Source organism: Kiloniellales bacterium, from assembly GCA_030064845.1.
Classification (GTDB): domain Bacteria; phylum Pseudomonadota; class Alphaproteobacteria; order Kiloniellales; family JAKSDN01; genus JASJEC01.
The window spans coordinates 40812-60994 of sequence record JASJEC010000002.1 but is presented as its reverse complement, the minus strand read 5'-3'; the positions used below and the strand labels follow the sequence as shown (position 1 = coordinate 60994).

Genomic DNA, 20183 nt, shown 5'->3' with positions numbered 1-20183 from the left:
GCTTAGTCTTAAATTGTTATTGGTAGTCTGGCGTCAGTGCCGCCAGAGGATCCGACTGGATGCTGACCAACCCGATCATCAGCCCTTTTCCCACCGCACAGGGCTCGCCTGTGGCGAAGCTGATTCGTGGTTCGGCCGGAGTCGGCAGCAGCTCGGGCGACAGCGGGGTGATCCAGGACCTTGTGCGGCTCTCTCTGGTCGCCGCCCGCCCGGCTTTCGAGCTCGATTTCAACAATGCCCAGAACCAAGCGCTGGCCCGGCTCGACGCCAAGATTCAGGAACTGCAGAGCACCAACTTCGGTTCCGGCAAGACAGCCCTGCTCAGGGTTAAGGCGGCCCGGCTCGAGCGGGAACTGATCGAACTGAGAGACTACAAGGAGAGAGTCAGCACCAATCGTCTGTCGGTAACCGATACCCTGGCCACCCTGTCAGATCTCCGCGGGCTGGCCGATTCGTCGACGGTGAGCGAGTTCGAAGCGAAGCGAACGGAGGTGCTCGACTCGCTGGACAGGCTGCTCACCGCCGTCAGAAGCCGCTTCGGCGCCCCTGACGGCCTGCGCAGCGCCAAGTCCGACGGCACCGACGCGATCTCCGGCATTGTCACCAATAACTTCGCCACCCCGACCGACATCCAGAACGCCCGGGACACGATCGACAAACTCTCGGCTACGCTGACCACCGCGTCGACGATCCTGGAATCGAACCAGGACGGGGCAACCAAGCTGATCAGCAGCGCGGAACGTGGCCTCGGCGACGCCAAGCAGAGGATCGAAGAGATCACGATCGCCGAACGCCGGGCCAGGATCGATGAGATTGAGGCCGAGCGGGACAAGGTGGCGCGGCTTCTGACCAACATTTCCCTGGCATTCGAGACCAGCCAGGCCTTCGGCTCCTTCATCGCCCAGAGCACCGTCCTGAAGCCGGACAACGACCCGGGATCGGTCCTGAACCTCTTCGCCTGAGCCCCCGAGACCTCGTAGAAACCTGACCGACCGGACCGGCAATATCTGCCGACCCGGCGGCAAGATATGCCGCCATCCCGGAAAAAATTTCCGTCCAGAATCAATAGGTTAAATTTGGTTAGCCAAACCGGCCCGCGACCGACCTGAGAGTGCCGCGGCGCCTGCCCTGGCATGGCCGTTGCAACGCCTGGAGCGGGTCAGAACGGCCCACGGACCAAGAAGGTCCGTTACATAGCTTCAGAATGGAGAACCAGAATGGTAGATGTCACCCTTTCGGCTGCGCAACGGAACACCGTTTTGCAGCTGCAGAACACCGTCAATCTGATCAACCGGACCAACGATCGTCTGTCCACCGGCCTCAAGGTGGCCAGCCCGATCGACGATGCCCGCGTGTTCTTTGAGGCGCAGGCGCTTTCCAACCGCGCCAACGACTTCAGCGAACGCCGGGACTCGATCGATCAGGGCGTCAGTGCGGTGTCCGGCGCCCTCGAGGCGACCGAGGCGATCGAGGCTCTGGTCCGTCAGGCCGACGGTATCGTGACCTCCGCCCGATCGGCGACGGGTTCGGAGCTGAGCTCGCTCGAGACCCAGTTCAACGAGGTCTTGGCCCAGATCGATGATCTCACGGCCGACACCACCTTCCAGGGCCTGAACCTGATCAACGGTACGGGCGAATCCCTTGATGTTCAGTTCAGCAATCTGACCACCAGCGTGCTGAACATTGCTTCGGTTGACCTGACCACCGCGTCAACCGGTCTGAACATCTCCTCGGGGGCGAACTTCACTGTCAGTTCCACCCTCGACTCGACCCTGGACGCCCTGGCGCTGCAGATCGACAACGCGCTCACCTCTCTGTCTGCTGAAGCGCAGACCCTGGGTTCCAACGTCGGTATTCTGCAGACTCGTCTCGACTTTACGGACAAGCAGGTCAACGTCCTCCAGGGTGCGGCCGACAAGCTCACGCTTGCCGACACCACCGAGGAAGGCGCCAACCTGGTGGCCCTGCAGACCAGGCAGCAGCTCGGTATCTCGGCCCTGGCCTTCGCGGGTCAGGCCGAGCAGTCGGTGCTGTCCTTGTTCCGATAGGATCGAACCAAGGATCCGACCCTTCAAGGGGGGCGCTTCGGCGCCCCCATTTTTTTTGCGCCGGTTCGGCGCGCGGTGTGGCGCTGGTGGACTTCACGGCACCGGATTGCCACTATCCCCGCCGATGGATCGCCGATCATCGAGAGCCTGCATGGCGCGCGCCAGCCAGCCAATCGCTACCGCTCGGATCAGCCTTGGTGCCGCGGTTCGGCGCGCGCTCGCGGCCGCCGCGCTGGCGCTCTTGGCCGCCTGCGGCCCGCGAATCGAGACCGAGCAGTACGCTTTTGACGTGCCGCGGCTCGACGGCCTGGCGGAAACGCCGGCGAACCAGGTCGCCCTGATCGACCTGACTCAGACCTTTCTTTCCGATACGCGCCTGTCCTTCAAGGACCAGGAGATTCCAGCCCGCTACGAGACGGTCCGGGTCGTCGCCATCAACGGGACCGCGGTTCCGGAGACCTCGGGCTACGGCGAGATATCGCCGGGCCTCCACGTCTTCGACCTGACACTCAGCTCTACGGAGCACCGGGTCGTCGAGCCGGCGGAGTCGAGCCGGTCTGGCGAGCCGTCGTTGGAGACCCTGGAATTCACGACCAAGCGGCGGCTCACGCTCAACCTGAAGCCGGCCGTCCTGCTGCGCTTCGATGCCGAGGGCCGGCCCCTTGTCGAACCGATCGAGCGCAGCCTTTTCGGCCCGGAGGGGGCATGCGAGCGCCAAGGTCTGCGGGACCGACTGTGCTGGAAGTGCGAGCGGGATGACGGCAACGCCACCTGCGTGCGCACGCTGCACCACGCGTTCTACGAGCTCGCCAGCTAGAGCAGATCCGAGTTTGATTGAATCGCCATAGGCGATCCGTCAAACCCGGAGAATCTGCTCTAACTCAATGATGTAGATCGGATTCACATGTTTAGAGGGAAGCAGGACCTGCTTCCCTCTAAACATGATCCCATCTAGGCGCGCGTAGTTCGACGTCGCCCCCGCGCTCGTGATAGCTTGCGCGCCGTCGATCGCGGCCGAGCGGCCGCGAGCCCGGGTGCCGGCTCGCACCCAAGCCCGGCGTTGCATCCTTCGAGATCGGGAGTCGATCCTTGCTGGCAGGTGATCATGCATGACGAGGGCCAAACACCGCCCCGGCTGCGGGGCCGGAGGCTCCTGGTCGAGCGCGCGGCGGAGCAGCTCGACGCCGGCGGGCGCCCCGCTGCGCTTCGGCAGGAGCAACCCCAATCCCGGAGCCGGACCTTCAGGCTGCCGCATGCGGGCGGCGTCGGCGCGGCCCGACCCGGGGATCAGGACGGGCCCCGCGCGCCCGCATCTCCCGGTCCGTCCGCGAAGGCCGAGACGCCGCGCGCCGGAGGCCGCAGAACGCTGCCCTGGATGCGCAAGCGCCGTAAGGCGCAGAGCTGAAGCCGGCTTCCGGGCCGGACCGCCGCGACAGGCCGGTCCGCGCGGTCGGCATGCTACAGTGGGCGGCCGAATCGACTGCATGGAGGTGGACTACCGTGAGATCGATACTGGTTCCGGTCGAGGATTGCGCGAGCCTGCAGGCCCAGCTCGAGACGGCCCTGGTGATCGCGGCCCGCTTCGGCGGCCACATCGACGGTGCCGCGCCGCGCGCCGTGTTCAACACCTATGCCCTCGGCGAGGGGGTCAGCGCCGCGGCGACCACCCTGCTGGACAGCGTCGAACAGGAAGAGACCGCGCGCAGCGAGCGGGCCCGCGCCGAGTTCCGCGAGTTCATGCGCGCGCACAAGGTCGCCTGGGGCGACCCAATGAAGCCGTCCGACCAGCCGACCGCCGAGTTGCTGAACGAGATGGAACCGGGTGACGAGGTGATCGGGCAGCTGGCCCGGCTCTACGACGTCGCCGTACTGGCACGCCCGATCCCCAAGTCGGCTGTGCCCCGCCCGGCGTTGCTGGAGACTGTCCTGTTCGAGAGCGGCCGGCCGATCATCGTCGCGCCGCCCGAGGGTCCGGAGAAGATCGGCGAGGTCGTGGTGATCGCCTGGAACGGCAGCACCGAGAGCGCGCGCACCCTGACCTTCGCGCGGCCCTTCCTGGATCGGGCGCAGCGGGTCGTCGTGCTGACCGTCGAGGGCGGCAGCGTGCCGGGGCCGAGCGCCGCCGACGTCGAGGCGGCGCTGAGGCGTTCCGGCATCGCGGCCGAGGCAACCACCATACAGCCGGAGGGCCGCACGACGGGCGAGGCGATTCTCGCGGAGGCGACCCGGCAAAAGGCCGACCTGCTGGTCAAGGGGGCCTACACCCACAGCCGGCTGCGCCAGATGATCTTCGGCGGGGCGACCAGTCACATTCTGGCGGAGGCCGATATCCCGGTCTTGATGGCCCACTGACCGGCACGCCGCCGGCGTCCCGGCACGCGACAGAGAGGAACGACCTCATGACCAGCGACGCCCAGCTGCCCTTCGAGCCAGCGATCGGACTGCTGAAGCGCTTGCAGACGCGGGAGGTCGGCGCCCGCGAGCTCCTGGAGCTCTACTGGTCCCGCGTCGAATCCTTCAATCCGGCGATCAACGCGATCATCGCCGACGACATGGCGGCGGCGCGCGTCGCGGCCGACGCGGCCGACGCCAGGCGGGCGCGCGGCGACGCCCTCGGACCGCTCGACGGCCTGCCGATGACGGTCAAGGAGTCCTTCGACCTTGCGGGCCTTCCGACCACCTGGGGCGAACCGGCCTTCAAAGAGAACATCGCGACACGGGACTCCGACGTGGTCAAGCGGCTCAAGGCGGCAGGCGCCGTGATCTTCGGCAAGACCAACGTGCCCTTGATGCTCTCGGACTGGGAGACCTTCAACGAGATCCACGGCACCACCAACAACCCCTGGGACCTGGCGCGCGGTCCCGGGGGATCCTCCGGCGGCGCCGCGGCGGCGCTGGCGGCGGGCTTGACCGGCCTGGAGGTCGGCAGCGACATCGGCGCCTCGATCCGCAATCCGGCGCACTACTGCGGCCTGTTCGGCCACAAGGCCACCTACGGCATCATCTCGTCGCGCGGCCAAGCGCTGCCGGGGATCGTCTCGGAAACCGACATCGCGGTCTGCGGACCTTTGGCCCGCAGCGCCGCCGACCTCGCCTTGGCGCTCGACGTGCTCGCCGGGGCCGAAGGCCCCCGGGCCCGGGCCTGGCGCCTCGAGCTGCCGCCCCCGGGCAAGACCCGACTCGCCGAATTCAAGGTCGCCGTCATGCTGAGTGATCCCGTGGCCGAGGTCGATCAGCCGGTCCAGGACCTGATCGCCAAGCTAGCCGACTTCCTCGCCGCCGCCGGCGCCCGGGTCGACCACCGGGCGCGGCCCGACTTCGACAGCGACCGGGCGCACCGGGTCTACGTCGAACTGCTGCGGGCGGCCACCAGCCGCCGGCAGAGCGACGTCGAGTTCGAGGGCAACCGGGCAAGGGTCGAGGCGCTCGCGCCGGACGACCAGAGCTATGCCGCGCGCATGCTGCGCGGCTACACGATCAGCCACCGGGATTGGCTGAAAGTGAACGAGGAACGACACCACCTCATGCTGGCCTGGGAGGCCTTCTTCGAGGACTACGACCTGCTGCTCTGCCCGGCCGCAGCCTCGGCCGCCTTCCCCCACGACCAGACCGGCGAGCGCCACGAGCGGATGATCAGCATCAACGGCAAGGCGGTGCCGGTTACCGATCAGCTGTTCTGGGCCGGCTATTCCTGCGGCTACTACCTGCCGGCCAGCGTCGCCCCGATCGGCTTTACCGACGAGAGCTTGCCGGTCGGCGTGCAGATCGTCGGTCCGCGCTACGCCGACCGCAGCTGCATCGCCTTCGCGGAGCTGCTGGAGCGCGAGTACCAGGCCTTCGTCCCGCCGCCCGCCTTTGCGGAGCGCCAGAGCGGATCATGATCCGACGGCAAACCTGCCCCGGATCTTCAGGCGCCGTCGCCGGGTAGGAGGGCCGGCCGCACCGGCTTGCTCTGCCACTTCTCCCAGTACTCCGCCTGCTTGGAGAGAATGCTCGGACGGTTGTCCACAGCCCATTGGTAGGCCTGTTCAGTATTCTCGACCCAGCGGCACTCGTCGAACCACTCGGTGAATTGCTCGGTGTTCAACTCAGCCGCGGTCACCGGCTTCAGCGAGAACCGGGCCTTCCAAACGCCCATCCTGGGCGTGACCAGCGCGTAGTAATGCTTGCCCGGCTCGAGCGTGGCGCGCATGAAGTCGGCCGACTCGCCGACGACCATGAAGTGGTACTCGCCGGGCTCCATTTCCAACGCGAACTTGGTCTTGGCCGAAACGATGGCGATGAAGGCCGTCTTGCCGTCGGTGACATCGAAGACGGTGGACTGCACCGCGAACCCCAAGCCGGAAGGCCGCATGAAGGTGACCATGGCCTTGTCCGCCGAAGGCGCGTAGCTGGCTCTTTCGGGCGGTACGTCCTGCATGTAGGCGCTGCTGCCGGCGCAACCGCCGAGCAGCAGCAGCGCCACAAAGGCCAGGAGCGGTCGCGAGACCTTGAAACCGATGCTCATTGCCCTGTCCCTCCCCTGATCGTTCTTCCGCTGGTCCCATTCTAGCCGATTCTTGGCTCACGATCGTCACCAACAGCCGACATCCTGAGCGCCGGGGTCGGAGTCAGGCGTCGCGTTCCTCGCCGCGGGACTGTTCCATGGCGCGGTGGTAGGAGAGCATGACCTCGTGCTCGTGGGCGACGCCGACCAGGCGCCGCTCCTCGGGGTCCTCGACCACCGGCAGGTGTACTTCGCCCGAGGCGCCGAAGACCTCGACGGCCGTCGAGAGATCGTCGCCGGCCTGCAGCACGGCGGGGTGCTTCCGGGCCACGTTCTTCGCGGTCCACTCCGCGTCGTGGCAGGTGTCGAAGGCGGCCTCGTGCAGGTCGGAGAAGATGATCGTCCCGGTGAGCCGGCCCTCCTGGTCGATCACGAAGAGTTCGCCCCAGGGCGCGTCGAGCAGTCGCTGACGCACCTCGGCGATCGGCGTGTCCGGGTGGACCGTCCCGAAGGTGCGGTCCATCAGCGAAGCCACCGTGGTCTGGCGCAACAGGCCGATGTCCTGGCCGCCCTTGACCGAGACGCCGCGGCGGTGCAGCTGCCAGGTGAAGAAGGAAAAGCCATGGACCTGCTGGGTAATGACGCTGGCGATCACGGTGGCGATCATGACCGCGACGGTCAGCGCGTAGTCGTTGGTCAGCTCGAAGATCATCAGAATGGTCGAGATCGGGGCGCCGAGCACCGCGCCTGCCATGGCGCCCATGCCGATCATGGTGTAGGCGCCGTGGCCGGATGAGAGATCGGGGAAGCTCAGAGTCGCGATCACGCCGAAGGCCCCGCCGACCATCGCGCCGATGAAGATCGAGGGCGAGAATACGCCACCGCCGAAGCCGCCGCCGAGGCAGATGGCGGTCGCCGCCGTCTTGGCCACGATCAGGCCCAGCAGCAGGGTGAGGTCGTAGTTCTCGCGCAGCGCTTCGTCGGTCGCCTGATAGCCGACGCCCAGCACCTCCGGATAGAAGATCGCGATCGCCCCGAGCGCGAGACCGGCCAGGGCCGGCCGCGACCAGGCCGGCACCGGGAGCCCCTGGGCGACCCGCTCGGCGAACATGGTCGAGCGCATCAGCACGATGGCGGCGACCGCGCTGACGATGCCAAGCAGGGCGAAGGCGGGAAACTCCAGCACCGACGCGATAACGTTCTCCTCCGGCAGGATGAAGGCGGGAAAGTCGCCGTAGTAGGCGCGGCTGACCAGGGTGCCGGTGACGCCGCTGATCACGATCGGCGCGAAGGCCGAGAGGGCGTAGTGGCCGACCACCACCTCGAGGGCGAAGAAGACGCCGGCGATCGGTGCGTTGAACGAGGCGGCGACCGCGGCGGCGACGCCGCAGCCTAGCAGGGTGCGCGACAGGCGCCGACCCAGGTGCAGGCGGCGGGCCAGCCAGGAACCGAGACAGGCCCCAAGGTGCACCATCGGCCCCTCGCGGCCGGTCGAGGCCCCGACCCCGAGCGATGTGGCGCTGACCAGGGCGGCCTTGAATCCGGTTCGGAGACTCATGCGGCCGCCGAACAGGGCGTTCGATTCGATCACGTCGGCGACGCCCTGGGGCCGCCGATCCGGCATGATCCAACGCACCATCAGGCCGACCAGAAGGCCGCCGAGCGCCGGCGTCAGCAGCACCACCCACCAGTCGAGACCAGCCGCGATGGTGGTCAACTCCTGGCCCGGCTCACCGTAAAAGGCCCATTGAACGAGGCTAATCGCCTCGCGGAACAGGATCGCGGCCCCGCCGGCGGCACTCCCAATGACGACAGCCAGACCGGAAAGCACGAGCTGGTCGTTGCGGCCGAACCGCTTCGTGCGGTCGAGTAACCGCCGGAGTACTGTGCTGTCGCCCTTCATGCCGCGACTGAATACGCCCATGGACGCCGGTCTAGATACGCCGACCGGTCAAGCAGTGGAAGTCTTTCCTCTCGCCCGCCCCTTTATCCAGCGTTTCATTGGACACCGGCGCTGGTGAAGACTTCGCAAACCCGCCGCCGTGGATCAGCGAGGCCGCGGTGGATTGATCACCTTGCCGACGACCTCGGGCACCGACAGGCTTCGATGGCTCTCCCAGACCGCCGCCACCCGCTCACCGATCTCCGGCGGCATGGGCGCGACCCGGCGCCGATCGAGATCGACGTGCAGGCTGAGCCATTCCACCGTGGCGGCCAGAAAGCCCTCGTCGGCGTGGAACATGTGGTGCAGGAAGTGCAGGCGCTTCTCGTCGTAGCCCAGGAGCTGGGTGGTGAAGCGCAGCGAATCGCCCTCCATCACTTCGCGCTGGTAGGTAACATGGCCCTCGACCGCGAAGGTGGAGTGTCCGCTCCCCTCCCGATAGTCACGGTCGAGGCCGAGGAAATCGAAGAAGGCGTCGGTCGCGTGGTCGAAGGCCAGGATGTAGTAGGCCACGTTCATGTGGCCGTTGTAGTCGATCCACTCGGGCAACACCGTGCCACGGTGAAGTTCGAGCGGCGCGGCGATCGTCATGGCACCTCCGGATCGTCGGTCACGCGTGCCCGACCTCTGGACAGGGCGCCGACGCCCAGGTCGAGACGACCGTTGCGCGGCCGCGCTGCCGCATCCGTCCCAAGGGGCAGCATCACGCTCGCGTGAAGGTGGGCGGTTCGACACCGGAAGTCTAGCCATGCGGTCGATGCCGTGATACGAAATTTTTGTTTCAGGGGTTGGGGGATGTATCGCTTAGAATGATCCGCGGCACGCGCGCAGCGGCATTCGCCATCGGGGGCACCCCATACCGCAGACAGATTGGGGTGACAGCTGTGATTCCTTTCGCCCGGCAGATCGCTGCCGCTCTCCTCGCCTTGCTTCTCACCGTTGGCTGCGCGAGCGACCCTGAAGGCGTCGGACAGTCCCGCGGCACAGGCGAAGTCGCCGCCACCAGCCTGGCCGACGCCGTGCAGCTCGCCCAGGCCGACGACGACTTGGACGACGAAGACTTCGAGGACGAGGGCTTCGAAGACCTCTTCCCCGGCGAGGACCCCCTGGCGCTGGAGGAAGACTACGATCCCTTCGAAACGGTCAACCGCTTCGTCTTCGCCTTCAACGAGGCGCTGGACTTCTTCATCATTCGCCCGCTCGCCGAGCTCTACGGCTTCCTGCTGCCCGAGGTGGTCCGGGATTCGGTGCGCAACGTGGTGCGCAACCTCCTGGAGCCGGTCAACTTCCTCAACCATCTCTGGCAGGGTAAGGACGATGACGCGGCCGACATCGCCGCGCGCTTCCTGATCAACTCGACCATCGGCCTCGGCGGCCTGATCGACGTGGCCGGCTACTGGGGCATTCCCTACAGAACGGAGGATTTCGGCCAGACCCTCGGGTTCTACGGCGCCGAGCCGGGACCCTACATCGTGCTGCCCCTGCTCGGCCCCTCGTCACTGCGGGACACGATCGGCCGGGGCGTCGACGCGGTGATCGATCCCTGGGGCTACGTCGTGCCCTTCGCCGGGATCGACCCCCTGCACTTCTCCGCCGCGCGGCTCACCGCCTACGGGATCGACCTGCGGCAGCGCAATCTCGAGACGATAGATGAATTGCGGCGCGACTCCGTAGACTTCTATGCCCGCGTGCGGTCGCTCTATCTCCAGAGGCGCCGCGCCGAGATCGCGGACGAGGACAAGGAACAGGCGGCCCGGGAGGAGCTCCGGCGTGACCAAACGGCGACAAAGGTACACATCGATTTCGAAGAGCGCGGCCTGGACGAACGCTAGCCCGGTGCGCCTGGTTCCCGCCTTCGCCGTATTGGTCCTGGTCGGTCTTTGGACGGCGACCGCCGCCGCCAGCCGGGAAGACGCCGGCGCCTTTCTGAGCGACCTGAACACGGAGGCCGTCGCCCTGCTCAACAACGACGCGCTCAGCGGCGAGCAGAAGGTCGAGACCTTCGTAGTCATGATCGAGCGCAGCTTCGATGTGATCAAGATCGGCAAGTTCGTGCTGGGCCGCAACTGGAAGCGGGCCAGCCCGGAGCAGCGCGACGCCTTCATCGACGTCTTCACCAAGGTGAACATCCAGCGCTTCCTGCCGTTCTTCACCAGGTACGCCGATCATAGGTTCGAGGTCACCAAGGTCCGCCGGGACGACAGCAACCCACGGCTCTTCTTCGTCACCTCCGAGGTCGGGCGGGGCGACTCGCCGCCTGCCGTGATCGAGTGGCGGACCGTCCAGGACGACACGCGCTTCCGGATCCTCGACGTCAAGGCCGAGGGCGTCTCCATGGCGCTCACGCTGCGCAACGAGTACAGTTCGGTCGTCAAGTCCCAGGGCGTCGACGGGCTGATCGAGCAGCTGCGGTCCAAGGTGGTCGACAACAGCACGCTGCTGCCCGATTAGCAGGCCGCCGCGGACGGCTCTCGCACGGCATCGAGCGCCACCCTATTCGTGCTTCATGGTGGCGACGGGGATGTCCTCGAAGGCGGTGCCGCCCGGCGGGCTCCAGAGCACCTGCAGGGTCGCCGAGCCACGCTTCTCGAAGTACCAGATCTCGATCGCGTACCAGCCCGTTTGTCTCACTTCGATCGGAATCGGCGGTGACGTCCGGGCCGGGCCGGTCTTGGGATCGTCGAAGATGCGCGCGCCGCCGAGATGAACCCGGACCCCGTCGTTGTTGGTGACTTGAAAGCGGTAGGTCCCGGAGGCCTCGAGGCGCAGGTAGCCGGTGATGTGCGCGCCGACCAGGTCCGTGGAGCCGCTGGTCAGCACCGCCCCCTTGCCCATGTCATAGTTCAGCGTCTCGAGGGCCGGTCCCTGCTTGCCGTCCTTGTAGCGCATCCACCCCTCGAGATCGCGGACGGTATCGAAACTTGCCGCGTAATAGCGCACGGCCAAGCCGTCCTGGAGGCTCGCGCCAGCCGGCTGGGGCTCGGCCGGGAGCGGGGTCGGCGCCAGCTCCGGAGTGTCGGTGGCGCAGGCCGCCAGAAGGAGCGATGACCAGACCAGCGCGATCCTCAGCATCATTTCGATTGTCACTCCGCGGAAGGCTCCCAATGAGCGCGCAGGGTTAGCATGTTCGGCCGTCGAACGCGATTCAGGCCTGCGTGATTGACGCAGAAAAGGCCTCTGCGGTTGCCTTGGACGATCAATAGGGGAACAACAGCGGCACGATCACGAGAACGACGGCCATCACCAAGACGGCCATGAGCACGCCCACCTTCGCGAAGTCGGAAAAGCTGTAGCCGCCGGAAGCCGTGACCAGGGTGTTGGCCGAGCTCGAAACCGGCGTCATGAATCCGGCCGACGCCGCGATGGCGATCGTCATGGCGAAGGCGTAAGGCGAGACACCCAGGTCCTTCGCCAGCCCGATCGCGATGGGAGCCAGGAGCAAGGCCGTCGCCGTGCTGGAGATGAAGGTGGTGAGAAGCACGCTAAGGACGAACAAGGCCGCCAACAGGGCGGTTACGTTGAGGTCCCCAAAACCGACTGTCAGTGCCGCGACAATGACCTCGGTGCCGCCGGTTTTCTGCAGCGCGGTCGCCAGCGGCAGCATGCCGGCGACAAGGACCAGGCTGGACCAGCGAACGACGCCATAGGCCGCTTCCATGGTCAGGCAGCCTGCGGCGATGAGGGCCAGCGCCGCAATGAGCACGCAGACGGCGTTGGGGGCCAGGTCCAGCACCATGGCGGCGACCATGGCGGCGACAATTCCGATCGCCCAAGAGAACTTCTCCCGCTCCGGAGAGAAATCGGCCATCTCGAGCGGAAGCGTCAGAACGATCATGTCGTTCTTATGCTCTCGCAACAGCGCGATATCCTTCCAGGCGCCGCTGACCAGCAGTCGGTCGCCTGCCTTCAGCGAAGTATCGGACAGGCCGGCCTTGATCGCCTCGCTGCGCCGTCGAATAGCGAGCACGCTGACGTGATAGCGCGTGCGGAAGTCGATCTCGCCGAGGGTTTTCTGCACGAGGTCGGAGTCCGGTAGCAGCAGGACCTCCGCCATGCCGAGCTCTTCGTACATCGTCTTTCGTGGCGCCGCCTCCAGATCGAGCGCCTCCAGGTCCATGACTTCAATGAAGCGGGCTGCCGCCTCTTCGCTCCCGATCGCGTAGAAGACGTCCCCCGCCGAAAAGACGGTTCCAGCGAGGGCCGGCCGCACGAGGGTGCGCCGGCCGCGCCGACGCTCAACACCGATCGAGGCGATGCCGAATCTGCTGCGCAGCTGAAGAAAGGCGATCGACTTGCCGACCAGCTCCGAGTTGGCGGGAACGCGCAGGCGGTGGAACTGGTTCTCGAGGCCATAGCGCTCGACGAGCTGGTCCAGGGTCAGCGGCTTTTCGCGCACGGCCCCGTCCCCCTCGCGTGCCGTCAAGAATCGGCGGCCGACCAGCAGCATGAACCCGATGGCTGTGACGAGGACAGCGGCGCCGACCGGCGTGAAGTCGAAGAAGTTGAAGGTATCCAACCCTTGGTTTCGCAGCTCGGCGTTGATCACCAGGTTCGCCGGAGCGCCGATGAGCGTGAGCATGCCACCGATCAGGCCCGCAAAGGCCAAGGGCATGAGCAGGCGCCTCGGCGCGAAGTCGGTCTTGTTGGCGATGCTGAGAACGATCGGCAGGAACAGGGCAGCGGCGCCCGTCGAGCCGATGAAAGCGGCCGCCGCGGCGACCACGAGCATCAAGAACACGAGCAAGCGCGTCTCGCTGCCGCGCCCCATACGCATCAGCCAGGCGCCGACGACGGGCGCCACTCCCGTGGTGACCAGAGCTTCGCCGACGACGAAGAGCCCGGCCATCATGATGATCACCGGGTCGCCAAAGCCGGCAAGGCCCTCCCGCAGCGTCAGCACCTCGCCCAGGACCAAGGACAACACCACGAGGAGCGCAACGACGTCGCTGCGCATTCGGCCGCTGGCGAAGAGGAGCACGGCGACCACGAGGACGCAGAACACGAAGACCGTTTCGCTTGCCACCCCTACGTTCCCCTCCGCCGTGGCGATCCGGCCACGCTCTGCACCGGGCCAAGAACCTTGACGCCGGTCGTAAGAGTAATCCGAACGAATGAGACTGGGGCGATAGTTTTGCAACCCCCGGCTATGGACCAGCGAGAATCGGTGCGATCTGCGGCAGCCGTGCTGCTCAACCGCGATTGCGACCGGAGACGACGATCGCCGGCATCGGGATCTGCAATGTGCCGTCCACCTTGAACCGAGCCAGGCCGGCCGTGATCTCCTCTTCGATCGTCTGGAGAACGGGCTCGTCCTGTCGGTCGAGGACCATCGTCGTCCTTACGGCCAACTTCCTGAAGAAATCCATGAAGGTCGCGGCGGGCGCGGGCAGGACGGCGGTCCGGGCGCCAGGTGCCGAGCGCCGTTGAACCCGCGCTGCGCTAGACTGTCGGCTTGATGTTGGCGTTGAGCCGGAAAAGGTTGCTCGGGTCGTAGGTATTCTTCAACTGCAGCAGCCGGGGGTAAGCCGGCCCGAAGTTCGCGACCGTCCGGCTCTCCGACTCTTCGCGCAGGTTGTTGTAGTAACCCTTGGTGAGAGGCTCGAAGGCCGACCACCAGTCGCCGAGCGTAGCGATCCTGGCCTCGTCCTCCGCGGCATCGCTCCAGCTCGCCGTGATCCCGATCATGGTCTCGGCGCGCCGATGCGGCCAAGCCGTCGCATCCTCGGCGACCCGGGACACGGCGCCGCCGCAGGTGTTGAAGTACAGGTCGTAACCGGGCAGCGGACGGAAGCTCTCGACCAGCGCGTCGACGAGGTCCTGTGTAAAGGTCGCCACCATGCCGGTCCTGACGTCGTAGCGATTTCCGTGCGCGGAGGCTGCGTCGATCGCTGTCTGGGTGGCGATGTAGTCGACCATGCCGACACTGTCCTCGGCCGGCTTTCCGAACTGGCGGAGCGGCGCCAGTTCCTTCTCGCCGGCCCCTGGATCGCCGACGTAGAGAACGTCCATGCCGACGATACCCTTCTCGTCATCCCCACCGGGACCCATGAAGGGCGCCGCGTAGAGCTCGTCCGACAGCCCGGCCGAATACTCGGCCCAGAACTCCAGCACGTCGCGTGCCTGAGAGATCGGCCAGATGACGCCGCCGGCGAGCAACGACGGACCAACGGGATGCAGCATGAACTCGAAAGCGGTGACTGCGCCGAAGTTACCGCCTCCGCCGCGGATACCCCAGAAAAGGTCGGGGTTCTCCTCCGCGCTCACCCGGCGTACCTTTCCATCCGCCGTCACAATGTCGGCGGCAAGCAGATTGTCGATGGTCATGCCGAACTTGCGGTTCAGCCGGCCGAATCCGCCGTTCAACGTCAGGCCGCCGACGCCGATGTGGGACACCACGCCGGTCGTCGTGGCCAGCCCCTGCGCTTGGCTCGCCACGTCCAGGTCATGGACCAGGGCGCCGCCGCCCACGCGCGCGCGGCGCCTCTGAGGGTCGACTTCGACGCCGCTGATCGCCGACAGGTCTATGATCAGACCGCCTTCACAGGTTGATCTGCCGAAGTAGCTGTGGCCCCCGCCCCGAACCGCCGACAGCAAGCTGCGCTCGCGCGCGAAATCGACGGCCTTGCTGACGTCTTCGGTGTCCGCGCAACGGGCGATCAGCGCCGGGGTGCGGTCGTGCCTGCCGTTCCAGACTTTTCGTGCGTCCTCGTAGCCCGGCGCCCCCTTGACCAGCAGTTCACCCTTTAAGGCCTCGGCGAATTCCTCGACCGCCGCCTTCTCGAGCACGGTCTCCTCGCCGGAAAGGCTAGCCGCTGGAACGTCGGCGGTAGGACGGGTCCCGGCCGAGATCGCGCTGAAGGGAAAGCCTACCAGGCCGGTCGCAACGGCGGACCCGCAGAAAGATCGTCTTCTCATGGAGCTCCTTCCAGCGCCTTCACTATGATCGACAGACGACTCTAGGGTTCTCCCGCTTCAACAAGGTGCTGGTAATAGTAGGCGACGGCGTCGATTTCCTCGGCAGACAAGCCGGCGGCGACCGGCTGCATGATCTCGGCCTGCGCCGATTGCCGTGATTGATCGGCATAGGCCTTGAACTGCTGTTGAACATAGATGCTGTTCTGGCCTGCCAGGCGGGGCCCCAGGTCGGCATCGCCTTCGCCCGAAGCGCCGTGGCAGCCCATGCAGGCGGGAACCTCTTTTTCGAGCACGCCCTCCTGCGCGATGGACTGCCCCCTCCGAAACCGGAGGTCCTCTTTCGCCAGCTTTGCGAGCGCGTCGGGGGTCTTCAAAGGCGGGGCCGGATAGGCGGCGAAGGTGCGCGCCATGAAGTCGATGGTTTCCTCATCCAGCATGGCTGCGATCACCTGCATTTCTTCGTGCGGCCGGCTCCCGGTCTTGTAGTCGATCAGCGACTGCTTGAGATATTCCTGCTCCATGCCCCGCAAGGCCGGCGTGCCGAAGTGGACGTCGGGGCCGAAATCGATGTCGCCGCCCGCATGCTCGCCGTGGCACGCCAGACACTTGGCCACTCTCGCCTGCGGGTCTTGCTGAGACGAGAAATCCTGAGGGTCGATCTCTATGTCTCCCACCTTGACGGTCTCGGCCTGCCCGTTCGGCGGGAAGAGGAACAAGGCGACGAGACACGTCGTCCAAATGAGAACCCCGAGACCCCCTCGTTCGAGCTTCATGATCTTTCCCTTCCGCGTCCGGGATCATCCTCCAGACCCCGCGCCTACCGGCCTTAGGATGCAATGACCGGAATGCCCTCTGCAAGGCAGGGCGGCTCTTGGCCGACGCCGCGCCGCGCAGCCTCCATTAGCGGCTGGGAGAGTGTCCTCGTCGACGGCGCGGCCCGATAATGCCGCCCCGCAGCCCGTCAGGAAGCGACGGTCAGGCCGAGGCCGCCGGTGCGCTCGATGAAGAGGCTGACCTCGGCAACGCCCCGGCCGGCCTTGAGATTGGTGAAGAGAAAGGGCCGCTCGCCACGCATCTTGCGCGCGTCGCGCTCCATCACCTCAAGGCTGGCGCCGACCAGGGGCGCCAGATCGATCTTGTTGATCACCAGGAGATCCGAGCGGGTGATGCCCGGGCCGCCCTTGCGCGGGATCTTGTCGCCAGCCGAGACGTCGATCACGTAGATCGTCAGGTCGGCCAGCTCCGGGCTGAAGGTGGCCGCGAGGTTGTCACCACCGCTCTCGATCAGGACCAGATCGAGGCCCGGGAAGCGCTCGGTCAGGTCGCTGACCGCGGCCAGGTTGATCGAGGCGTCCTCGCGGATCGCCGTATGGGGACAGCCGCCGGTCTCGACGCCGAGGATCCGCTCTGGCGGCAGGGCGCCCGAGCGGGTCAGGAAGGCGGCGTCTTCGCGGGTGTAGATGTCGTTGGTGATGGCGGCAACGGAGTAGCGGTCTCTGAGCGCCTTGCAGAGCGCGTCGGTCAGCGCCGTCTTGCCGGACCCGACGGGCCCGCCGATGCCGACCCGGAGCGGGCCGTGACCCTTGGTCATCATGATCTGAACAACCTCGTGTACTGGGTTTCGTGTTTCATCGACGCGTAGTCGACCATGAAGCTCGCCGTGCCAACCTCCTCGAGCGTGGCCGCGCTGAGCTCGCCAGCCCCTGCCACCACCAGAGGCTCCAGCGCCGCGATGAGGCGCTGGCCGTCGCTCTGGCCGAGCGGGACCAGGCGCACCGCAGCGGACACGAGGTTGGCGGCGAAGGCGCCGAGATAGGCGGTCAAGGCGGGCACGGCGGCGACTCCGTGGCCAGCCGCCGCCACGCCGACCGCGACCGGATAGGCATAGGGCCCCGGCCAGCTCTCGGCGAGCCAGTCCAGGGCCGCGCAGGGCCAGGCCCGGCGTGTGGTCTGCAGGAAGGCGGCGCCCTGGGCACCGGTTTCCAGAGCCAGCTCGGCGCTGGGCGCGAAGGCCGCCGCCAGCTCGGCAACGGCGATCAGCGCCGCGCGGTCCTTCCGGCCGGCCGCCCGGTGGGCGGAGGCCAGGAAGACGCCGTCGTTGCGCGCGCCGCCCAGGCGCAGGACGTCCTCGATCCAAAGCAGCGCCGTCTCGGCGTCGCGCACCTGGCCGGACTCGACCGCGAACTCGAGCCCGTGGCTGTAGCTGAAGGCGCCGACCGGGTAGGCCGGCGACAGCCAGGCGACCAGCCTGTAGAATGCCGCAGGGTCGAGGTCGTCAGTGGCCATGGGTCCTGCCGGGGCCATAGGCCCCGCCCTCGGGATTGAAGGGCGCCACGAGCGCCCTCACCTCGGCGCCCTGCTTCATCAGCATGTCGGCGATCACGTGATCGTCCCGCACCAGCAGGCGATCGCCATGGATCTCGGTCGGCAGATGCCGGTTGCCGAGGTGCCAGGCGAGCCGCAAGAGATGCCGCGGGCTGGCGCCGCGCACCTCGAGCAGGGCCTCCGGTTTGGCCCTGACCGCGATCAGCGCGCCCGCCTCGGAGACCAGGGCGTCGCCGTCGTTGAGCAGCTGGGCGTCTGCCAGGTCCAGCAGGACCCGCGTGCCACCGTCGCAGGTGAGGACGATCCGGCGCCGGAATCGCTCTTCGTAGTCCAGCGTCGCACTGTCGAGCGGCGCGCCGCTCCACTGACCGGCCGGCCTGACCGCGCGCGCCACGTGATTGACGGGATTGGACATGGCCTCGCCTCAGAACAGGAAGTAGCGCTGGGCGAGCGGCAGCACCTCGGCCGGCTCGCAGGTCAGGAGTTCGCCATCCGCCCGCACCTCGTAGGTCTCGGGATCGACCTCGATCGCCGGGGTCGCGTCGTTCAGAAGCATGTCCTGCTTGCCGATGCCGCCGCGGGTGTTCTCGACCGTCATCACGGGCTTCGCCAGGCCAAGCCGCTCGGGCACCGCGGCCTCGATCGCCGCCTTGGACAGGAAGGTCACGCTGCTGCTCTGCAGCGCCCGACCGAAGGTGCCGAACATCGGCCGATAGTGCATCGGCTGGGGCGTCGGGATCGAGGCGTTGGGGTCGCCCATGGGCGCGGCCACTATGGTCCCCATCTTGAGCACGAGGTCGGGCTTGACGCCGAAGAACGCGGTCGACCAGAGCACGAGATCGGCCAGCTTGCCGGGCTCGACCGAGCCGATCTGCCCAGCCATGCCGTGAGCGATGGCGGGATTGATCGTGTACTTCGCGACGTAGCGGCGGACCCGCAGGTTGTCGTTGTCGCCACTCTCGCCGGCCAGGGCCCCGCGCTGGCGCTTCATCTTGTCGGCGGTCTGCCAGGTGCGGATGATCACCTCGCCGACCCGCCCCATGGCCTGGCTGTCCGAGGCGATAATCGAGAAGGCGCCCAGGTCGTGCAGGATGTCCTCGGCGGCGATGGTCTCCTTGCGGATCCGGCTCTCGGCGAAGGCGATGTCCTCGGGAATGCTCGGGTCCAGGTGATGGCACACCATGAGCATGTCGAGATGCTCTTCCAGGGTGTTCACCGTGTAGGGCCGGGTCGGGTTGGTCGAGCTAGGGATGACGTTGGCCTCGCCGCAGACCTTGATGATGTCCGGCGCGTGGCCGCCGCCCGCGCCCTCGGTGTGGAAGGCGTGGATCGTGCGGCCCTTGAGCGCGGCGATGGTGTTCTCGACGAAGCCGGACTCGTTCAGCGTGTCGGTATGAATCATCACCTGGACGTCCATGTCGTCGGCGACCGAGAGGCAGCAGTCGATCGCCGCCGGCGTCGTGCCCCAGTCCTCGTGCAGCTTCAGCGCGGCGGCCCCGGCCTCGATCTGCTCGACCAGCCCGGTGGGCTGGCTTGCGTTGCCCTTGCCGGAGAGGGCCAGGTTGACCGGCAGGCCCTCGGCCGCCTGGAGCATGCGCCCGATGTGCCAGGCGCCCGGCGTGCAGGTGGTCGCGTTGGTGCCGGTCGCCGGACCGGTGCCGCCGCCGAGCATGGTGGTCACGCCCGACATCAGCGCCTCGTCGACCTGCTGGGGGCAGATGAAGTGGATGTGGGCGTCGAAGGCGCCGGCGGTCAGAATCTTGCCCTCGCCGGCGATCGCCTCGGTCGCGGGGCCGACAACGATGTCGACGCCGGGCTGGGTATCGGGGTTGCCGGCCTTGCCGACCGCCAAGATCCGGCCGTCCTTGATCCCGACGTCGGCCTTGACGATGCCGCTATGGTCGACGATCAGCGCGTTGGTGATCACGGTATCGGCGGCGCCCTCCGCGCGCGACGCCTGGCTCTGACCCATGCCGTCGCGGATCACCTTGCCGCCGCCGAACTTGACCTCCTCGCCGTAGGTCGTGAGATCGCGCTCCACCTCGATGAAGAGCTCGGTGTCGGCCAGCCGCACCCGGTCGCCCACGGTCGGGCCGTACATCGCCGCATAGGCGTGGCGGGAGAGTCTCGCCGCCATCAGTCCAGGCCTCCCATGACCTTGCCGTTGAAGCCGAAGACCCGGCGCTGGCCGGCGTAGGCGACCAGGGTGACCTCGCGCGACTGGCCGGGCTCGAAGCGCACCGCGGTTCCGGCCGGAATGTCGAGCCGCATGCCGCGGGCCTTGTCCCGGTCGAAGGTCAGGGCCTCGTTGGTCTCGAAGAAATGGTAGTGGGAGCCGACCTGGATCGGCCGGTCGCCGCTGTTGGCGACCTGAAGGGTCACGCTCGGCCGGCCGGCGTTGATCTCGATCTCGCCATCGGCCACCAGAACTTCGCCCGGGATCATCGCTCTCTCCTCATCTCCCGGG

Annotated in this window: 20 protein-coding genes; 7 read left to right on the top strand and 13 right to left on the bottom strand. The window is 67.0% G+C overall.

Going from position 1 to position 20183, the window contains the following annotated elements:
* Positions 1 to 59 precede the first annotated feature (59 nt).
* The 5 genes from QNJ67_01200 (at position 60) to QNJ67_01180 (ending at position 5929) form a co-directional block, all read left to right on the top strand.
* Positions 60 to 962 (top strand): hypothetical protein, encoded by a 903-nt coding sequence (locus QNJ67_01200; protein MDJ0607567.1) that lies wholly within the window; start codon positions 60 to 62, stop codon positions 960 to 962.
* Positions 963 to 1217: 255 nt separating this feature from the next.
* On the top strand, positions 1218 to 2048 hold the full coding sequence (locus tag QNJ67_01195) for a flagellin (GenBank protein MDJ0607566.1): 831 nt from the start codon (positions 1218 to 1220) through the stop codon (positions 2046 to 2048).
* Between the two features lie 151 nt (positions 2049 to 2199).
* Positions 2200 to 2865 carry a hypothetical protein gene (locus QNJ67_01190; GenBank protein ID MDJ0607565.1) on the top strand — a complete coding sequence of 222 codons (666 nt, stop codon included), beginning with the start codon at positions 2200 to 2202 and terminating at the stop codon, positions 2863 to 2865.
* Between the two features lie 683 nt (positions 2866 to 3548).
* Positions 3549 to 4400, top strand: a complete 852-nt coding sequence (locus tag QNJ67_01185; GenBank protein ID MDJ0607564.1) for a universal stress protein — start codon at positions 3549 to 3551, stop codon at positions 4398 to 4400.
* Between the two features lie 47 nt (positions 4401 to 4447).
* A complete protein-coding gene (locus QNJ67_01180) occupies positions 4448 to 5929 on the top strand; it encodes an amidase (protein ID MDJ0607563.1) in 1482 nt (493 codons plus the stop codon).
* Positions 5930 to 5955: 26 nt separating this feature from the next.
* On the opposite strand, the gene QNJ67_01175 is transcribed toward QNJ67_01180, so the two are convergent.
* The 3 genes from QNJ67_01175 to QNJ67_01165 all read right to left on the bottom strand — a co-directional run bounded on the left by QNJ67_01175 (position 5956) and on the right by QNJ67_01165 (position 9067).
* Positions 5956 to 6555 (bottom strand): hypothetical protein, encoded by a 600-nt coding sequence (locus tag QNJ67_01175; GenBank protein ID MDJ0607562.1) that lies wholly within the window; start codon positions 6553 to 6555, stop codon positions 5956 to 5958.
* Between the two features lie 103 nt (positions 6556 to 6658).
* Positions 6659 to 8458: a chloride channel protein gene (locus tag QNJ67_01170; protein MDJ0607561.1), complete on the bottom strand. Its 1800-nt coding sequence runs from the start codon at positions 8456 to 8458 to the stop codon at positions 6659 to 6661.
* Between the two features lie 123 nt (positions 8459 to 8581).
* A complete protein-coding gene (locus QNJ67_01165; protein MDJ0607560.1) occupies positions 8582 to 9067 on the bottom strand; it encodes a thioesterase family protein in 486 nt (161 codons plus the stop codon).
* Between the two features lie 284 nt (positions 9068 to 9351).
* Here QNJ67_01165 and QNJ67_01160 point away from each other — a divergent pair, with 284 nt between their 5' ends.
* Positions 9352 to 10308, top strand: a complete 957-nt coding sequence (locus tag QNJ67_01160) for a VacJ family lipoprotein (protein MDJ0607559.1) — start codon at positions 9352 to 9354, stop codon at positions 10306 to 10308.
* A gap of 4 nt (positions 10309 to 10312) precedes the next feature.
* The gene (locus tag QNJ67_01155) at positions 10313 to 10927 is read left to right on the top strand and encodes an ABC transporter substrate-binding protein (GenBank protein ID MDJ0607558.1); all 615 of its coding nucleotides are present in this window, start codon (positions 10313 to 10315) and stop codon (positions 10925 to 10927) included.
* Positions 10928 to 10969: 42 nt separating this feature from the next.
* Here QNJ67_01155 and QNJ67_01150 read toward each other — a convergent pair whose 3' ends face one another.
* From QNJ67_01150 to QNJ67_01105, 10 genes are all read right to left on the bottom strand, one after another.
* Positions 10970 to 11563 carry a PA14 domain-containing protein gene (locus QNJ67_01150; protein ID MDJ0607557.1) on the bottom strand — a complete coding sequence of 198 codons (594 nt, stop codon included), beginning with the start codon at positions 11561 to 11563 and terminating at the stop codon, positions 10970 to 10972.
* A gap of 109 nt (positions 11564 to 11672) precedes the next feature.
* Positions 11673 to 13499 carry an SLC13 family permease gene (locus QNJ67_01145; protein MDJ0607556.1) on the bottom strand — a complete coding sequence of 609 codons (1827 nt, stop codon included), beginning with the start codon at positions 13497 to 13499 and terminating at the stop codon, positions 11673 to 11675.
* A 166-nt stretch (positions 13500 to 13665) separates the two neighbouring features.
* On the bottom strand, positions 13666 to 13806 hold the full coding sequence (locus QNJ67_01140; protein ID MDJ0607555.1) for a hypothetical protein: 141 nt from the start codon (positions 13804 to 13806) through the stop codon (positions 13666 to 13668).
* 109 nt (positions 13807 to 13915) lie between these two features.
* Positions 13916 to 15391 carry an FAD-binding oxidoreductase gene (locus QNJ67_01135; GenBank protein ID MDJ0607554.1) on the bottom strand — a complete coding sequence of 492 codons (1476 nt, stop codon included), beginning with the start codon at positions 15389 to 15391 and terminating at the stop codon, positions 13916 to 13918.
* A 41-nt stretch (positions 15392 to 15432) separates the two neighbouring features.
* Positions 15433 to 16164, bottom strand: coding sequence for a c-type cytochrome (locus QNJ67_01130; protein ID MDJ0607553.1), 732 nt, complete (start codon positions 16162 to 16164; stop codon positions 15433 to 15435).
* Positions 16165 to 16352: 188 nt separating this feature from the next.
* On the bottom strand, positions 16353 to 16985 hold the full coding sequence (gene ureG, locus QNJ67_01125) for an urease accessory protein UreG (protein ID MDJ0607552.1): 633 nt from the start codon (positions 16983 to 16985) through the stop codon (positions 16353 to 16355).
* Positions 16982 to 17677 carry an urease accessory UreF family protein gene (locus QNJ67_01120; GenBank protein ID MDJ0607551.1) on the bottom strand — a complete coding sequence of 232 codons (696 nt, stop codon included), beginning with the start codon at positions 17675 to 17677 and terminating at the stop codon, positions 16982 to 16984. Before QNJ67_01120 ends, ureG begins: the two co-directional genes overlap by 4 nt.
* On the bottom strand, positions 17667 to 18131 hold the full coding sequence (locus QNJ67_01115; GenBank protein ID MDJ0607550.1) for an urease accessory protein UreE: 465 nt from the start codon (positions 18129 to 18131) through the stop codon (positions 17667 to 17669). Before QNJ67_01115 ends, QNJ67_01120 begins: the two co-directional genes overlap by 11 nt.
* A gap of 9 nt (positions 18132 to 18140) precedes the next feature.
* A complete protein-coding gene (ureC, locus tag QNJ67_01110) occupies positions 18141 to 19853 on the bottom strand; it encodes an urease subunit alpha (protein ID MDJ0607549.1) in 1713 nt (570 codons plus the stop codon).
* A complete protein-coding gene (locus QNJ67_01105) occupies positions 19853 to 20161 on the bottom strand; it encodes an urease subunit beta (GenBank protein MDJ0607548.1) in 309 nt (102 codons plus the stop codon). The genes ureC and QNJ67_01105 overlap by 1 nt, the downstream gene beginning before the upstream one ends.
* Positions 20162 to 20183: the final 22 nt, after the last annotated feature.

Excerpts from the sequence above, each read along its gene's own strand:
- ureG (MDJ0607552.1), bottom strand. The coding sequence starts at position 16,985 with ATGATGACCAAGGGTCACGGCCCGCTCCGGGTCGGCATCGGCGGGCCC.
- ureC (MDJ0607549.1), bottom strand. The coding sequence starts at position 19,853 with ATGGCGGCGAGACTCTCCCGCCACGCCTATGCGGCGATGTACGGCCCG.
- QNJ67_01115 (MDJ0607550.1), bottom strand. The coding sequence starts at position 18,131 with ATGTCCAATCCCGTCAATCACGTGGCGCGCGCGGTCAGGCCGGCCGGT.
- QNJ67_01195 (MDJ0607566.1), top strand. The coding sequence starts at position 1,218 with ATGGTAGATGTCACCCTTTCGGCTGCGCAACGGAACACCGTTTTGCAG.
- QNJ67_01105 (MDJ0607548.1), bottom strand. The coding sequence starts at position 20,161 with ATGATCCCGGGCGAAGTTCTGGTGGCCGATGGCGAGATCGAGATCAAC.
- QNJ67_01190 (MDJ0607565.1), top strand. The coding sequence starts at position 2,200 with ATGGCGCGCGCCAGCCAGCCAATCGCTACCGCTCGGATCAGCCTTGGT.
- QNJ67_01165 (MDJ0607560.1), bottom strand. The coding sequence starts at position 9,067 with ATGACGATCGCCGCGCCGCTCGAACTTCACCGTGGCACGGTGTTGCCC.
- QNJ67_01180 (MDJ0607563.1), top strand. The coding sequence starts at position 4,448 with ATGACCAGCGACGCCCAGCTGCCCTTCGAGCCAGCGATCGGACTGCTG.
- QNJ67_01170 (MDJ0607561.1), bottom strand. The coding sequence starts at position 8,458 with ATGGGCGTATTCAGTCGCGGCATGAAGGGCGACAGCACAGTACTCCGG.
- QNJ67_01120 (MDJ0607551.1), bottom strand. The coding sequence starts at position 17,677 with ATGGCCACTGACGACCTCGACCCTGCGGCATTCTACAGGCTGGTCGCC.
- QNJ67_01200 (MDJ0607567.1), top strand. The coding sequence starts at position 60 with ATGCTGACCAACCCGATCATCAGCCCTTTTCCCACCGCACAGGGCTCG.
- QNJ67_01175 (MDJ0607562.1), bottom strand. The coding sequence starts at position 6,555 with ATGAGCATCGGTTTCAAGGTCTCGCGACCGCTCCTGGCCTTTGTGGCG.
- QNJ67_01140 (MDJ0607555.1), bottom strand. The coding sequence starts at position 13,806 with ATGGTCCTCGACCGACAGGACGAGCCCGTTCTCCAGACGATCGAAGAG.
- QNJ67_01130 (MDJ0607553.1), bottom strand. The coding sequence starts at position 16,164 with ATGAAGCTCGAACGAGGGGGTCTCGGGGTTCTCATTTGGACGACGTGT.
- QNJ67_01135 (MDJ0607554.1), bottom strand. The coding sequence starts at position 15,391 with ATGAGAAGACGATCTTTCTGCGGGTCCGCCGTTGCGACCGGCCTGGTA.